We start from the raw sequence: 14415 nt of genomic DNA on the forward strand, positions 1-14415 counted from the left end.
ATGCGATGACTATGCGGCCCGGCCCAGATAGGCCGCCGCAATCTGCGGGTTGTTCAAAATGTCTTTGCTATCGCCCGCCAGACTCAAGCGCCCGGTTTCCAGTACAACAGCATGGTTGGACAACTTCAGTGCCAAGCGAGCGTTTTGCTCCACCAGCACAATCGTGGTGCCGTCCTGACTGATCTGGCGAATCGCACGGATTACTTCCAAAATGACTGCCGGGGCCAGTCCCAGGGAGGGTTCATCCAGCAAGAGCAGGCGAGGCTGGGACATCAGCGCACGGCCAATCGCGCACATTTGCTGCTCGCCACCGGACAGGTGACGAGCCTGGCTTTTCTCGCGCTCCAGCAGGCGGGGAAAGTAGCCGTAAATACGCTCCAGGTCCACCGTCACCTCGACTTGATCGCGGCGCAGATACGCCCCCATCAAAAGGTTCTCGCGCACCGTCAGCTCCGGGAACAAGCGACGACCTTCCGGCGAGAGGGCGATACCCAAATTCACACGACGTTCGGCACTCATGTTCTGGATAGGCCGGCCTTCCAGCAGGATTTCTCCTGCGGCAACCGGCACCAAACCACTGATGGCTTTCATCAAGGTCGATTTACCGGCGCCATTGGCCCCGATCACGACGCACACACTGGCTTCTTCCACTGTAAAACTGACCTTGTCCAAAGCACGCACCGCGCCATAGGACACAACCAACTCCTTGAGCTCCAGCATGGGGGCAGGCTGGCTGGCCGTGGTCGCCACAACATCCTGGCTGGCAGCCGCTACCGAAGCCGAAAGTCTCGCTCCACTCTGGGCACTGGAGGAGCCCACAGGCGGTCTCAGCCTTGGCTCCCTGTCCAGGTCCGCGCCCAGATAAGCTTCAATCACCCGTGGATCCTGACGCATTTGTGCGGTCGGGCCTTCGGCCAGCAAACGGCCATTGACCAGTACCACCAATTTTTGGCACAAACGCATCACCAGACCCATATCGTGCTCGACCACCATCACATCAATGCCGCTGGCGTGGATACGTTCAATCAGATCGGCCATCGCCACCGTTTCTACCGGGTTCAGACCCGCAGCGGGCTCATCCATTAAAAGCAGGCGGGGCATGGCCGTCAGGGCCATGCCCACACCCAACATCTTCTGCAAACCATAAGCCAGCGAATCGGCCTGCTCATCGGCGACAGACTCCAGGCCAATCAAGGCCAGGGCTTGCTCTGCCTGCCGCGCCGCTTCTTGGCGGCCACGGCGCACACGCCACGGGGTGAACAGCGACCAGGGCGAAGGAAACTGACGAAACAGTGCGACGCGATACAAGTTTTCAAATACCGTGTGACCCGCAAATACATGCGTCATCTGAAACGTATGTACCAGACCCTGGCGCGCCAAAGACTCCACCGGGTGACCCGTAATGGCGACGCCGTCCATGGTGACACCCCCCGCGCTAGGCTTGGTGGCACCGGCAATCAGATTGAACAGCGTGGTTTTACCCGCACCGTTAGGGCCAATCACGCCGGTAATCTGGCCGGGGACCGTGCTAAAGGACACCTCATCCACCGCACGGATGCCACCAAAATGTCGGCTAAGGCCATGGACACTCAATTGCACGCTCATGTCACCTCCTTGCGCGCGCCGCGCCTTTTGCGCCACACACCAGCCAGACCTTGCGGCATGAACAAGAGCAACAGAACCAAGGTCAGCCCATAGATCAGACGCTGGTACTGCAGCAAGTCGCGCAACAGCTCGGGCAGGGGGATCAAAATCGCGGCTCCCACCACGGCACCGGCCAGGGCACCCACACCACCGAGCACATTCATGATGACAACGTCCACGGCGGTCCAAAAGCCAAAGGCATCAGGCGAGATATACCCTTTGTAATGGGCATACAGACTGCCCGTCCAGCCGGCAATCAGGGCGCTAAGGACAAACACGCTGACCCGAAAACGCAGCACATTCAAACCACCGGAGCGCACCAGTTGCTCGTTCTGATGCAAAGAGTCCGCCACCATACCCCATTCGCGGCGATACAAGGCTCGCAGCACGAAATACACCACCAAGGCAAAGCTGACCGTCACCAGATAGATGCCGTAACGCCCCTCAGGAATCGGCAAGCTGTCATGCAAGGACGGAATCTGCCCAAAGCCGTTATTGCCACCAAACAGTTCGTGGAACTCGACAAAGCACAGCACCACGGCTTCGCCCAGCGCGAAGGTCAAGAGCGCAAAATGCACACCCTTGATACGCATAAAAACAGGGCCGGTGATCACAGCTAACGCTGCCGTCAGTACTCCGGCGCCCAAAAACGCGGCTGGAAAAGACCAGCCATAATCTCGACTGAGAATGGCCGAGGCATAGGCCCCCAGCCCAAACAAAGCGCCATGCGCCAGCGAAAGCTGACCGATGCGCAAGACCAGATTCATACTCATGGCCAGGCAGGCGTACAGCGACACCATGATGGCCAGATGCAGAGCAAAACGCGGCTGTCCCGCCCATAACGGCCAACCCAGCAACACCACTACCACCACGACATGCCAGGCCCATTGCACAGCGCCATCGCGCGGATAAAAAGAAGCAGTTTTGATCGCGCTCATGACGACCTCCCCATCAAACCACGGGGTTTGACCAACAACACGGCCATCACAACCAGAAAGGACAGCATGGTGGCCACTGTCGCGTTATAGAAGGTGGACGCCACCGCCTCGGTAACACTCAGAATGAAGGCGGCAACCACCGCACCGGGCAAGCTGCCCAGCCCCCCCAGAACCACAATGATGAACGCCTTCACCACCACGGCTTCGCCCATATACGGATGCACGGTGTAGACCGGTGCCATCAAGGCGCCCGACAAACCGGCCAGGCCAGAGCTCAAGGCAAAGGTAAAAGCCATGACCTTCCAGGAGCTGACACCTTGCAGACGGGCCACTTCCCGGTCCTGCGCCACCGCCCGTATCGTCATGCCAATACGGGTGCGCTCGATCAGGAAGTAAAAGCCCGCCAGCGCCAAAATACTCATGCCTACGATCAGCAATTGATCCTCGGCGAAAAAGGCTTGCCCAATTTGCAAGGCGCCTTCCACCGGGCGAGGGACCGACTGATCATCCACCGAGAACAGCAACGAGATCCCGACCTGCAAGGTAATGGCCAAGGCCAGGGACATGATCATGCCGCCCATCTCGTCACCCACAAATCGCCGGAACAGGCCACGCTCGGCCAGCAAACCCAGGAGCCCCACCAATACGGCCGCTGCCGCGATAGAGGACAGGTAGGACCAACCAAACTGACCATAAAACACATACATGGCATAGGCGCCCAGCATGTAGAACTCGCCGTGGGCGAAGTTCACCACCCGCAATATGCCAAACACCAGAGTGAAACCCAGGGCAACCAGGGCATACACAAACGTGGACATCAGGGCGATGATGGCGATTTGGATTGCGATCTGCATAATTGCTAACCATAGTAAAGTGCACTCCACCCCGGTGGCGCAGTGCGTACTGAAGCAAAACCGGGCACTAGGGGACGTCGAACTTGCTGATGACCTTGGCCTTGCCACCTTCGATCACACCCAGGTAGGCCGGGGTCGCAATCTGGTGGTTCACGCCATAAACATCCTTTCCACCCCAAACAATCTCGCCTTGAATGCCATCAAAGCTGCTATGCGCTTGAATGCGGGCACGTACGGCATCGGTATCGTCCACCGTGCCGGCCTCGTTAATGGCCTTGAACAGCAGGCGGGTGGCATCGTAAAAGTAGAAAACGAAGTCATCCATACTGTTGCTGTGGATCTTGGCGTACGCCTGGCTCAACTTCTGATAGGGCTCGCTGGACGGATCGGCAGACAAATACACCAAAGTCCCTTCCGCATTGTTCGCACCGGCAGACTTCACGGTTTCGGCCACGTTATTGCCACCAAACTTGGTGAACTGGCCCTTGAACCCCATTTCACGTGCCTGACGGATCACAATACCGGCCGGGCCAGGTGGCACCGTATCGAGCTCGATAAAGTCCACATTCTTGGCCACCATGCTGGTGAGCAAGGTGCGAAAGTCGTTTTGCGAACGCTCAAAGAACTTGGCCTCGGCCACGTCATAACCGGCGTCCTTATAGGCAGCGGTCTGGATCTTTTGTGTGCTCCAGCCGGTCGCATCGTTGGGCGACAAGATCGCCAGACGCTTGAGTTCCGGGCGTTCCTGTTTCAACCAGCCAATCAACTGGCGGTTGTATTCATACTGGGTGGGCAAAACGCGAAACATGTACTGTGTATTGGCATCCAGCACTTCGGTCGAGTAGCTGTTGGACAGCATGATGATCTTGTTGCGTTCGGTAAGAGGCTTCATGGCCATGACCGAGGCCGAGCCAATCGGCCCGATGATGTATTTCACCTCGTCCTGATCGATCAGGCGGTGGGTCGCCGTGACCGCATCGGCTGCTTTGTAATGGTCATCGTAGGTCAGCACTTGGACCTTGTATTTCTTGTCGCCCACGTCCAGACCACCGGCCTGATTGATTTCATCCACGGCGATTTTCACGCCACCATCAATGGCTAGACCCCAGGGCGCCCCTGGACCTGTCATACCGCCCACTACACCCAGCTTGAGCGTTTCAGCCTGGGCGCCCAGCGCGGCCACCATCCCTGCTGCTGCCAGTACACCCCGAATCCTGTTTTTCATGGGTTTATCTCTATTAATTGACCGGACATAATTATTATTTAACTCGAACAACATGATAGTGCGGCCATTCTTGTCTATATGAACATGGTTAGATAATGATCTTAAAACCAGTATTCATGGGAGTTTACGCCTAAATTCTAGGGAAAATACCGACAAAATATGTCTTTTTAATTGTGCGGACTTTATGTTATACATTCATATAAAAAAGTAATGGCTTACCTAACTACCCAAGCAATCTTCCGCATCCACGCCGCCTGCCAGCGGACAAAAAAAAACCCCCACAGGGGCGTTTTTTGCCGGGGGCACCAAGCCTTGGAACGGCTACGGCGGACAAAAAAAACCGCTTTCCATCACAGAAAGCGGCCGTTAGTCCTACTACTGCTGCCTGTCATTTATAGAGACACGGACTGCATGTACTGGTCAAACCTTGCCTCAGCAAAGCGAAACCAAAGCAATTCATCTTTTTGAAAAGCACGATAATCGGCATAGATGGTGCGCCATTGCGGATTGCTTTCGTTCAACTCCGCATACAGTTCCTGACTAGCCTTAAATGAAACATCCAACACTTCTTTAGAAAACGGCAGCACTTTGGCTCCCATACCAACCAGCTCCTTCAAGGCTCCCGGATTACGGGCATCGTATTTCGCCTGCATATCCAGATGCGCATACGTGCTGGCTGCCGAGACAATATCTTTGTAGTGCTGCGACAAACCGTCATACGCTTTCTTGTTGACCAGTAGATCCAGCCCTACTGAACCTTCCCACCAGCCTGGATAGTAGTAATAGGGCGCCACCTTGTGAAAGCCCAGACGCAGATCGTCATAAGGTCCCACCCACTCAGCGGCATCAATGACGCCTTTTTCCAGAGCCTGGTATACCTCACCACCAGCGATATTTTGTGGAATGCCACCCAGCTTCTCGATAACTTTGCCCGGCAAACCCCCAATGCGAATCTTCAGGCCCCGGATATCCTCCGGGGTATTGATCTGCTTGCGAAACCAGCCCCCCATCTGCACGCCGCTGTTGCCACAGGGAAAGTTGACGATGTTGTAGTTGGCATAAAAGTCGCGCGTCAGCTTCAAGCCATTGCCGTGGTACATCCAGGCCGTCAGTTGGCGAGAGTTCATGCCAAAGGGAATGGCACAGCTCAAGGCAAACGCTTCATTCTTGCCAAAGAAATAGTAGGGCGCCGTGTGGGCCGCTTCCACCGAGTTTTGTTCCAGCGCATCGACCACACCCATGGCCGGCATCAACTCCCCACCCGCATGCACGGAGATATTGAACTTGCCATCGCTTAGCTCACGCACTTTCTGCGCAAAGACTTCCCCGCCGCCATAAATCGTATCCAGGTGCTTGGGAAAGCTTGATGCCAGTCGCCAGCGCAAATTCTCTTGTGCCTTGACCACCGCAGGGGCCATGCCACTGGCCACAATGCCGGCCAAGCCGGTCAGTTTCAGCATTGCTCGTCGTTCCACGCTTGTGTCTCCTCGTTTTATTTATGCAAAGCCAGCAGCTTGCCCCCAACGGATCAAGCTGCCTGCGGGACGGGTCAATCAAACATATCGGGTTGGGTGCGCAACAGGTTTTCCCAGATAGGCTGAAAATGCAGCCAACCAATGTATTCGCTCCCTACGTGCTCGCGACTGTAGCGAGCGCGTTCGGGGGTCACCAATGTGGGTGTGATGCCCGTTGCGGCAATCATCAATTGCTGCTGGCAGCAACGCTCCAACGCAATAAACCAGAACGCGGCCGCTTCAATGCTGTGACGGCTGGCGGTCAGCAAGCCATGGTTCTGGTGAATGGCCGCTTTAACGCCCTCAAAAGCATTAGCCACTTTGTGGCCGGCTTTGGTTTCCACGGCAACCTGACCCGCTTCTTCACGAATGACGACATGATCTTCAAAAAAGGCGGCGGCATCCTGCGTAATGGGCAGGATTTCCTGGCCCAGCGAGGCAAAAGCGGTGCCGTAGACGGTATGCGCATGACACATCGCCACAATGTCAGGATGAGCCTCATGCACAGCGGCATGGAGCACAAAACCAGCACGGTTCAGGGCGTAGTCTCCTTCCACAACCTTGCCTTCATGGTCAGCCAGGATCAGGTTCGAAACCTTCACGTCAGCAAAGTGCACGGCCATCGGATTGGTCCAGTACAAGCTGGGGTGCTCGGGGTCACGGATGGTCAGATGGCCTGCAAAACCATAGTCCAGACCATGCAGGGCGAAGGCACGGCAGGCAGCCACCAGGCGCTGCTTCAAATGCGTGCGTGCCTCTTCAAAAGAATCAAACTGGGGTTCTTCCGGGTAGATCAGGCCCTGCTGCTCGGGCTGATAAATCGACTTTCGGCCCGTCATGGCCAAAATTTCATTGATATCGGGTTTAGCGTTCATGGGAAGGTCTCCTTCGGGTTCGGCAAGGTGTTGCGTTGCCCGCACGCCAGCCCATCGAGCGCAACGTACGGGTGAAACGTAAAACCATGGTAGAGGTCGAAAACCATGAATGACAAACGAAGCTTTTTCAGCTATTGATTAAAAATATTCACCTTTTTAAGGCACCTTCATGCGAGCCATCCCTAATTTCGCCTGGCTACGAGCCTTTGAATCCGCTGCCCGGCTAGAAAATTTCAGCCTGGCCGCCGATGAGCTGCACCTGACTCCTTCCGCGATCAGCCATCAGGTCAAGAGCCTGGAAACTCATCTGGGGCGCAGCCTGTTCGTGCGACATAATCGGCGTGTCAGCCTGAACAGCCAGGGCCAGGAGTTCTATCGGGAATTGACCCCCTTGCTGGACAAACTGGCCCGGCTTTGCGAGGACACACAGGACGAGAACGGGGACACGCCCGCCTTGACCGTGCATTGCGCCCCTAGCCTGGCGGTGAAATGGCTGGGGCCACGTCTGCATGCCTTCATGCGGGAGCATCCTGGTTTGGCCATCCATCTGCGCACGGACGCCACACCGCCCGATCTGCACCAGTCCACCGACATTGACTGCGTGATCAGCTACGGACACGCCCCCAGCCACGATCCCCGGTTGGTGGTGGAGTCACTGCATCCTGAACCCTTGTTGCCTTTATGCTCGCCCAAACTCTATGCCGATCTGGCGTTGCACCAGCCCTGGTACCTGCATTTGCCCTTGATCGATTCCACCGTCAGCCCGGTTAGCTGGGCCGACTGGTTTGGCAGCAATGGCCTGGCCGCCTCACCCGGCCCACGCCTGTCCTTTGATCGCGGTGCCATGGCAGTCGCTGCCGCGGTGGACCGGTTGGGCGTCTGCCTGGAAACACCGCGTTTTGCCGAACGCGAACTGGATAATCGGGAACTGATTATCTTGCCCGCCCCCAATGGTCGCAGCCTGCAACGCGAGATGCATTTTCTCTACTACCGCAATCACCGTGACACGCTCAAACGCGTGGAACACTTGCGTGAATGGCTGCTGCGCGAGGCCAGCCTGACCCCGATGCGCTAAGCAATATTGCTGCCCTAGGGATTTCCCCCGACCTGCCAATTTTTCCTTGACACCTCGAATATTGCCCCACAATACTGAACTCTGTATACAGAACACAGAATTTATCAAAAGGAGGCAGTATGAAGGTGTTTTATGACAAGGACGGCGATCTGGCCCTGGTGCAGCAACGCCGGGTTGCCATCATCGGCTACGGCTCCCAAGGTCATGCACATGCATTGAATCTGCGCGATTCTGGCGTGAAAGTGGTCGTGGGCTTGCGCCCCAACAGTGCATCACGTCAAAAGGCCACCACTGCCGGTCTGGCTGTGGCCGATATCCCGTCTGCCGTTCAACAAGCCGACATCGTGATGATGTTGCTGCCTGACGAGGATATTGCCCGCGTCTATGAGCAGGACGTCGCCCCTCATATTCGCACCGGTGCTGCGCTGGGCTTTGCCCACGGTTTCAACATCCATTACGGCCAGATCCAACCCCGCGACGACCTGGACATCATCATGGTCGCCCCCAAGGCACCCGGCCACACGGTGCGCTCCACCTATGTGCAAGGCGGCGGGGTCCCCCACCTGATTGCCATTCATGCCGACCGCTGCGGCCAGGCTCGTGATTTGGCCTTGTCCTACGCCATTGCCAATGGCGGCGGGCGCTCTGGCGTCATCGAAACCGATTTTCGTGAAGAAACCGAAACGGATTTATTTGGCGAGCAGGCCGTGCTCTGTGGCGGCATGGTGGATCTGGTCAAGTGTGGCTTTGAAACCTTGGTCGAGGCGGGCTATGCCGAAGAAATGGCCTATTTCGAATGCCTGCATGAACTCAAGCTGATTGTGGACCTGTTGTACGAGGGTGGCATCGCCAACCTGAACTACAGCATCTCCAACAATGCCGAGTTTGGCGAATACCAGGCCGGTCCGCGCATCGTGACCGAAGACACTCGCCAGGCCATGAAAGCCTTGCTGCACGACATCCAGGACGGCACCTATGCCAAGAATTTCATCCTGGAAAGCCGCGCCGGCCAACCCTCTTTGAATGCCCATCGACGTCTGAACCAGCGCCACCGTCTTGAAATCGTCGGCGAGCAACTGCGCGCCATGATGCCCTGGATCAGCGCCCAGGCGCTGGTCGACCGAAACGTAGCCTGACCCTTTCCACCATTGATCTGTACACGAGGACGACATGACCGAAAAGAAACTGATTCCCTACGGCGGCTATTACACCAACCGCATTCCTGATCACGACCCTGAGTTGACCGAAGTCGGCCCTGGCACGCCCATGGGCGAGTACATGCGCCGCTTCTGGCATCCCGTGTGCATGGCAGCGGAACTGACCGATACCCCACGTTTTCTGAAAATCATGGGTGAAGAGCTGGTCGCCTTCCGCGACAAAAGCGGTCAGATCGGCCTGCTGCACGCCCATTGCGCCCACCGTGGCGCCTCCCTGGAGTACGGTGCCATCCAGGAAAAGGGCATTATGTGCTGCTATCACGGCATGGTGTTCGACGTAGACGGAACCTGTCTGCATGTCCCTTACCCCAAAGGCGAAGAGGCCGAGGGCGAAAAATACGCCTGCTCCATCCGCCAGGGAGCTTACAAGGCCTTCGAGCGCCATGGCCTGATTTTTGCCTACATGGGCCCGCCCGATGCCGAACCTCCTTTCCCCGAATGGGAGGAAAACTTCACCGTCATGCCCGGTGATGAGCTGGTGGCGTTCAGCAACTTCCAGCACTGCAACTGGCTGCAAGTGCAAGACAATGCTGCTGACAACTTCCACCCCACTGCCTTGCACGCTGCCAAGAACGTAGTAGGCGGCAACTACCAGGGCACCACCTTTGACGAAGTAGGCGCGGCCTCCATGGAAGTGGCGCCCGACATGCAGTTCATCCCTGTACATAATGGCCGCAGCCTGGCCTGCGCGGGTGCGCGTCGTGCCAGCAAGGACAATCTGTTTATCCGTGTTCAGCACCAGGTCCTGCCTAATTTGAGCCTGCATGCCTACACTTCTGAGGACGGTGCCCAGCAAAAGTTTTTCAGCCGCTTTCACATCGTGCGCTGGACCGTTCCCGTTGACGACCAGAACAGCAAGATGATTGGCTGGCGCGTCATGGGCCCTGGCATTGATACACGCGCAGTGGGCAACAAGGAGATGGTGGGCTACGAGACCATCGACTTTCTGGAAGGGCAGGTTGCCATGCGCCGTCCCGAACGCTTTGGACAATACAAGCTGGACGATCTGCCACCCATCCCGTCCGACCACCGTGCCCGTCACAACTACAAGGAATGCCAGCAGGCACCCGGCGATTACGAGGCCATCATCAGCCAACGCCCGATTGCCGTCCATGCCCTGGAGAACCCGACCAAGTTCGACGCTGGGCTGTACATGTTTCGCAAGATGTTGCGCGATGCCTTGCGTGGCTCCAACCCTGCGGCGACCCCTGAAGGCTTTGCCCAGTGGCTGAAAGATTGTGGTGGCGCCCCCAACAGTTATTGCTCGGGCAATGTTCTGGCCATCCCCGAGTCCGACGATCTCGCCCAGGAAGTCGCACGCCGTCGTCATGCCACCCGCGAAATTGTGCGCATCCTGACCTCGGCCGACAATCTGAAAGGCTCGGAACGCGAGGCTTTCGTCAAACAAAGCATGCAGGAACTTCAACAATCGCTCAGCGCTGTTGCTGCTGAGTCCTGATCGCCTGCGGCACCCGCTCCAACGGGGCGGGTGCCCCATACGGAGAGCGCCATGAACGCCATTGCAGAACCCGCCACTCCCGTCCAGGCGGCTACCAATCCGGACGGGCTGTTGTCACTGCGGATCCGGCAAATCCGCTACGAAGCGCAAGGCATCAATTCTTATGAACTCAGTTGTCCTCAGGGTGGCGAGTTGCCCGCCTTCGAGGCCGGTGCCCATATAGACGTACATATTCAGCCCGGCCTGATCCGCCAATACTCCCTGTGCAACTCGCCCCATGAGCGTCATCGCTACGTTATTGCAGTCCTGCGCGATGCCAACGGACGAGGCGGTTCACGCAGCTTGCACGACACCTTGCAGGTCCAGCAGCAGGTGACCGTCAGCACGCCCCGCAATCACTTTCGACTGGACTCGAACGCACGCCACTCCATTCTGTTGGCCGGGGGTATCGGTATCACGCCCATCAAGGCGATGGCCCACTTTCTGGAGTCACAAGGCCAGCCCTTTGAATTGCACTACTGCACTCGCAGCCACGACACGGCCGCCTTTGGTTCCGAACTGACTCAGTGGCAAGAGCAAGGCCGCCTGCATCTGCACCTGGACAAGGGCAACCCCGCACAAGGTCTGAATCTGCAGAACTTGCTAGCCAATGCAGTTGAAGGCACCCACGTGTATTACTGCGGTCCAGCCGGCTTTATGCAGGCCTGTGCCCAGGCCAGCTCGCACTGGCCTGCCGGTTCCGTGCATTGCGAACACTTCAAGGCACCTGAACCCGCCCCCAGTGCCCATACCCTGCCTCCCGGTGCCTTCATGGCACAAATTGCCAGTACCGGCCAGTGCATTGAGGTTGCACCCGATCAAACCCTAAGCGATGCCTTGACACAAGCCGGTGTGCCAATTGCCACCTCCTGTGTATCGGGCCTGTGCGGCACCTGCCGCGTCAACTACCTGCAAGGGGATGTTGACCACCAGGACTACATCCTCAGTGCCGACGAACAAAGCCATTGCCTGACCGCCTGCGTTTCACGCGCACGCTCGGGCGTCCTGGTTCTGGACCTGTAAGCCCATCTCCGGACCCTGCCTCCCGCCAGGGCACACCCCATTTACGTCGGGCCCACTCGTGGCCCAAGGAGTCACCACAGCACCTGCTACAGAGCGGCTTGCACACGGCCGCCATCACACACTCCCCGGCAGCACAACGACGAACACAACAATATTCGCGGAGACAACAATGACTGCATTGAAAACCATGGTGGGGGGAATAGACCACCTGAACCGCTGTATCGGATTCATCATCAAATGGCTATTGCTGGCCACCACCATTCTGAGCGCCAGCAACGCCATCACCCGCAAGGCCTTTGACCTGAGCTCCAACGGCATGCTGGAAGCTCAGTGGTACCTGTATGCGGCTGTCTTTCTCTTGGGAGGAGGGTACGCATTTCTGCACAACAGCCATGTTCGAATCGACTTCATCTCCACCCGCCTGGGCGCGCGTGGACGCAACCTGGTCGATATCGTCGGGATCGCTGTCGTCCTGATCCCGTTCTGTCTGTTTGTCATCAACCTGAGCTGGGGATTTTTCACCACCGCCTGGCATTCGGGGGAAATGTCCGGCAACGCCGGAGGGTTGGTGCGCTGGCCTGCCTATCTGCTGATTCCTGCCGGCTTTAGCCTGCTCTTGCTTCAAGGCCTGGCCGAGCTGGTCAAACGACTCCTGTTCCTGACAGGCAAAGAGCCCGATAGCATTGCCGAAGAGGGCTCCCAGGACACGCCTATCCATGTGCCTGCCCAAGCGCTATCGACCGCCCAGGAGGGCTCACGATGATCACCTCCTTTATTACGGACTACTTCGTCCCCATCATGTTCATGAGCCTGGTCGTGCTCTTGCTAACCGGCTTTCCCGTCGCATTCGGCCTGGCCGCAACAGGTCTGGCCTTCGGAGTCTTGGGCATCGCCCTGGAATTGTTCCCCACCAATCTGTTTCAGGTCCTGCCTTTACGTATCTTCGGGATCATGCAAAACGAGACCATGCTGGCCATTCCCTTTTTTACGTTGATGGGCATCATTCTGGAACGTTCGGGCATGGCTGAAGACCTGCTCGAGACCATGGGTCAGCTCTTCGGGGCGGTGCGCGGTGGTCTGGCCGTCTCGGTTGTCCTGGTCGGGGCCTTGCTGGCTGCCTCCACCGGTGTCACATCGGCTGTCGTGATCTCCATGGGCCTGATTTCCTTGCCCGTCATGCTGCGCTACGGCTACAAACCGGAAATGGCCACGGGCATCATCACCGCTTCAGGCGCACTGGTACAGATACTGCCGCCCTCGTTGGTCTTGATTGTGATGGCTGATCAATTGGGCCGATCCGTTGGGGACATGTACGCAGCCGCACTCGGACCTGGCCTCCTGCTTTTGGTGATCTATATTACTTTCATCATCGTCCTGGCCTTGATCCGTCCTTCCTGGATGCCAGCCTTACCAGAACAGGCCAGAAGTCAGGTCACAGCCACTGGCGCAAGCGGACGACGGTCGCTGGGCATGCTGGTCCTGCTTTGTGCCTTCATCGGCTTTACCTGGGCGGGCCTGCACAACGAAGTCATGGCCCAGGTCTTTTCCCAGCCGGCTCAGGCCCCCACTGATCAAGTTGCCATCACCGCTCTGCTTGTCGCCTCCATGAGCGCGCTGCTGTTTGCGACGGTGAATCGGGTTACCGGCTGGGGACTACTCTCGCAACTGGCCGAACGCTTTGTATTCGCCCTGATCCCCCCCGTCGTCCTGATCTTTCTGGTGCTGGGCACCATCTTCCTGGGAATTGCCACCCCAACAGAGGGCGGGGCCATGGGTGCAATTGGCGCGTTGATACTGGCCTTGATACGCAAACGCCTTAACGGGGCCTTGCTTAGCCAAGCCCTGGAAAACACCGCCAAGCTGGCTATTTTTGTGATGTTCATCCTGATCGGCTCGACCGTCTTTAGCTTCACGTTCAGCGCAGCAGACGGCCACGTGTGGGTAGAGCATCTGTTTGATGCCATTCCCGGTGGCGAACTGGGTTTTGTCATTGCCGTCAGTGCCATCATCTTTGTGCTGGGCATGTTTCTGGACTTCTTCGAGATTGCCTTTATTGTGGTCCCGCTGTTGACGCCTGTCGCCAACAGTTTGGGCATTGATCTGATCTGGTTCGGGATTGTCATCGCCCTGGTCCTGCAAACCTCCTTTCTGACCCCCCCATTCGGTTTTGCCCTGTTGTATTTGCGCAGCGTGGCACCCCGATCCGACTATATCGATTCCGTTAGCCGGCAAACTATTTCAAGGGTTCGTACCCAGCAAATCTGGAAGGGCTCAGCCTACTTCGTCGTACTACAATTGCTGGTGGTAGGCATCGTCATCGCCTATCCGCAACTGGTAACGGGAGGCTTGCACAAGACAGTCAGCCTGAGCGAAGACGAAATCCTGCTCCAGCTGAACCGTCCCGCCCCCATGCTCAACCCAGGAGCGATACAGGCAGACGATCCGCTAAGCAACCCGTTCGAAGTACAAGCGACATCAGACCAGGATCCCATGGCCGCGCTCTTGCACTCCATGCGGACCACACCCTGATGTCAATCCAGGGCCGCAGCCAG

12 protein-coding genes are annotated in these 14415 nt (G+C 57.4%); 6 read left to right on the forward strand and 6 right to left on the reverse strand.

Annotation, left to right across the window (positions count from 1 at the left end; all coding sequences use genetic code 11):
• Positions 1-9 precede the first annotated feature (9 nt).
• From AC6I6N_RS14010 to AC6I6N_RS14035, 6 genes are all read right to left on the reverse strand, one after another.
• Entirely contained in the window at positions 10-1605 is a 1596-nt protein-coding gene (locus AC6I6N_RS14010; protein WP_497943582.1) for an ATP-binding cassette domain-containing protein, read from the reverse strand.
• Positions 1602-2582, reverse strand: a complete 981-nt coding sequence (locus AC6I6N_RS14015) for a branched-chain amino acid ABC transporter permease (protein WP_108727007.1) — start codon at positions 2580-2582, stop codon at positions 1602-1604. Before AC6I6N_RS14015 ends, AC6I6N_RS14010 begins: the two co-directional genes overlap by 4 nt.
• On the reverse strand, positions 2579-3436 hold the full coding sequence (locus tag AC6I6N_RS14020; protein WP_264672256.1) for a branched-chain amino acid ABC transporter permease: 858 nt from the start codon (positions 3434-3436) through the stop codon (positions 2579-2581). The genes AC6I6N_RS14015 and AC6I6N_RS14020 overlap by 4 nt, the downstream gene beginning before the upstream one ends.
• Positions 3437-3503: 67 nt before the next feature.
• Positions 3504-4661, reverse strand: coding sequence for an ABC transporter substrate-binding protein (locus tag AC6I6N_RS14025; RefSeq protein ID WP_497943583.1), 1158 nt, complete (start codon positions 4659-4661; stop codon positions 3504-3506).
• A gap of 392 nt (positions 4662-5053) precedes the next feature.
• Positions 5054-6136, reverse strand: coding sequence for a TRAP transporter substrate-binding protein (locus AC6I6N_RS14030; RefSeq protein WP_166727044.1), 1083 nt, complete (start codon positions 6134-6136; stop codon positions 5054-5056).
• A 74-nt stretch (positions 6137-6210) separates the two neighbouring features.
• Positions 6211-7050 (reverse strand): class II aldolase/adducin family protein, encoded by an 840-nt coding sequence (locus AC6I6N_RS14035; RefSeq protein WP_108727003.1) that lies wholly within the window; start codon positions 7048-7050, stop codon positions 6211-6213.
• A gap of 169 nt (positions 7051-7219) precedes the next feature.
• On the opposite strand from AC6I6N_RS14035, the gene AC6I6N_RS14040 reads away from it, so the two are divergent.
• From AC6I6N_RS14040 to AC6I6N_RS14065, 6 genes are all read left to right on the forward strand, one after another.
• Positions 7220-8125 carry a LysR substrate-binding domain-containing protein gene (locus AC6I6N_RS14040; RefSeq protein ID WP_108727002.1) on the forward strand — a complete coding sequence of 302 codons (906 nt, stop codon included), beginning with the start codon at positions 7220-7222 and terminating at the stop codon, positions 8123-8125.
• 119 nt (positions 8126-8244) lie between these two features.
• Positions 8245-9261 carry a ketol-acid reductoisomerase gene (gene ilvC, locus AC6I6N_RS14045; protein WP_497943584.1) on the forward strand — a complete coding sequence of 339 codons (1017 nt, stop codon included), beginning with the start codon at positions 8245-8247 and terminating at the stop codon, positions 9259-9261.
• A gap of 34 nt (positions 9262-9295) precedes the next feature.
• Positions 9296-10801: a Rieske 2Fe-2S domain-containing protein gene (locus tag AC6I6N_RS14050; protein WP_321265616.1), complete on the forward strand. Its 1506-nt coding sequence runs from the start codon at positions 9296-9298 to the stop codon at positions 10799-10801.
• A 51-nt stretch (positions 10802-10852) separates the two neighbouring features.
• The gene (locus AC6I6N_RS14055; protein ID WP_497943585.1) at positions 10853-11863 is read left to right on the forward strand and encodes a PDR/VanB family oxidoreductase; all 1011 of its coding nucleotides are present in this window, start codon (positions 10853-10855) and stop codon (positions 11861-11863) included.
• 169 nt (positions 11864-12032) lie between these two features.
• The gene (locus AC6I6N_RS14060) at positions 12033-12626 is read left to right on the forward strand and encodes a TRAP transporter small permease subunit (protein ID WP_108727000.1); all 594 of its coding nucleotides are present in this window, start codon (positions 12033-12035) and stop codon (positions 12624-12626) included.
• Positions 12623-14392 carry a TRAP transporter large permease gene (locus tag AC6I6N_RS14065; protein WP_497943586.1) on the forward strand — a complete coding sequence of 590 codons (1770 nt, stop codon included), beginning with the start codon at positions 12623-12625 and terminating at the stop codon, positions 14390-14392. Before AC6I6N_RS14060 ends, AC6I6N_RS14065 begins: the two co-directional genes overlap by 4 nt.
• Positions 14393-14415: the final 23 nt, after the last annotated feature.

The organism is Alcaligenes sp. LTN-3 (assembly GCF_059735605.1).

Excerpts from the sequence above, each read along its gene's own strand:
- AC6I6N_RS14050 (WP_321265616.1), top strand. The coding sequence starts at position 9,296 with ATGACCGAAAAGAAACTGATTCCCTACGGCGGCTATTACACCAACCGC.
- AC6I6N_RS14055 (WP_497943585.1), top strand. The coding sequence starts at position 10,853 with ATGAACGCCATTGCAGAACCCGCCACTCCCGTCCAGGCGGCTACCAAT.
- ilvC (WP_497943584.1), top strand. The coding sequence starts at position 8,245 with ATGAAGGTGTTTTATGACAAGGACGGCGATCTGGCCCTGGTGCAGCAA.
- AC6I6N_RS14040 (WP_108727002.1), top strand. The coding sequence starts at position 7,220 with ATGCGAGCCATCCCTAATTTCGCCTGGCTACGAGCCTTTGAATCCGCT.
- AC6I6N_RS14065 (WP_497943586.1), top strand. The coding sequence starts at position 12,623 with ATGATCACCTCCTTTATTACGGACTACTTCGTCCCCATCATGTTCATG.
- AC6I6N_RS14010 (WP_497943582.1), bottom strand. The coding sequence starts at position 1,605 with ATGAGCGTGCAATTGAGTGTCCATGGCCTTAGCCGACATTTTGGTGGC.
- AC6I6N_RS14025 (WP_497943583.1), bottom strand. The coding sequence starts at position 4,661 with ATGAAAAACAGGATTCGGGGTGTACTGGCAGCAGCAGGGATGGTGGCC.
- AC6I6N_RS14060 (WP_108727000.1), top strand. The coding sequence starts at position 12,033 with ATGACTGCATTGAAAACCATGGTGGGGGGAATAGACCACCTGAACCGC.
- AC6I6N_RS14015 (WP_108727007.1), bottom strand. The coding sequence starts at position 2,582 with ATGAGCGCGATCAAAACTGCTTCTTTTTATCCGCGCGATGGCGCTGTG.
- AC6I6N_RS14020 (WP_264672256.1), bottom strand. The coding sequence starts at position 3,436 with ATGCAGATCGCAATCCAAATCGCCATCATCGCCCTGATGTCCACGTTT.
- AC6I6N_RS14035 (WP_108727003.1), bottom strand. The coding sequence starts at position 7,050 with ATGAACGCTAAACCCGATATCAATGAAATTTTGGCCATGACGGGCCGA.